We start from the raw sequence: 1,065 nt of genomic DNA, 5'->3' as shown, positions 1-1,065 counted from the left end.
ATGAAACATCCGAACAGAAGATCGCCCGACTCGAAGCAAGAGTGAACGAACTCGAGGTCGAGACCACGAAGCTCGCCACCGAGCGGGAGATTCTCCAGCGGGCGGCCAAGTATTTCGCCGGGGAGACGCGCTGGTGAGTCGCTTCCAGTTCGTCGCCGACAATTCCGCCACCTTCGAGGTGAAGCGACTGTGCGAGCTCGTCGAGGTCGAGCGCTCCTCCTACTACGCCTGGCTCAAGGCGGCCCCCGCGCGCGAGGAGCGGGCTCGGGTCGATGCCGAGCTCGCGACCCGGATCAGGGCCGTCCATGCCGAGGACAACACCCAGGGGGCGCCGCGGATCACCGCTGAGCTCAACGACAACACGCCTGCCGGCGAGCGGGTGAACCACAAGCGCGTGGCCAGGGTGATGCGGGCCGAGGGCATCCGCGGCTACGTGAAGAAGCGCCGGGTGCGAACCACCATCCCCGAACCGTCGGGCCAGACGCCCCCCGACCTGCTCAAGCGGGACTTCACCGCCGAGGCGCCGAACCGACGCTACGTCGGCGACATCACCTACCTGCCGTTGGCCGACGGCACGAACCTCTACCTGGCGACCGTGATCGACTGCTACAGCCGCCGGCTCGCCGGCTGGGCGGTCGCCGACCACATGCGCACCGAGCTCGTCGAGGACGCTCTGAAGGCGGCTGCCGCGACCCGGGGCACCCTCAAGGGCGCGATCTTCCACAGCGACCACGGGTCGGTCTACTGCTCCCGGGCCTACGCCAAGCTCTGCAGCAGGCTCGGCGTCATCCAGTCCATGGGCGCCGTCGGCACCTCGGCGGACAACGCACTCGCCGAGTCGTTCAACGCCACGATGAAGCGCGAGGTCCTCCAAGACGCAGCCTGCTGGCCCGACGAGCTGACCTGCCGCCGTCAGGTCTTCCGCTGGCTCGTCCGCTACAACACCCGCCGCCGGCACAGCTGGTGCGGCTACCTGTCCCCATCCACCTACGAGGCCCACCGGGACGCTACGCTGCCAACCGCCGCGTAATCACACCCCGTGTCCAAGATCCGGGGGTAAGGCCC

The 1,065-nt window shown here is 68.4% G+C and carries 1 pseudogene; it reads left to right on the top strand.

The features are described 5' to 3' along the window. Positions 1-1,030, top strand: a pseudogene (locus tag ACYVID_RS18155) (IS3 family transposase); the annotation flags it as partial. Positions 1,031-1,065: the final 35 nt, after the last annotated feature.

The organism is Nocardioides ginkgobilobae, from assembly GCF_054781275.1.
The sequence above is the reverse complement of the archived record's forward strand: the minus strand, read 5'-3'. Positions and strand labels throughout refer to the sequence as shown.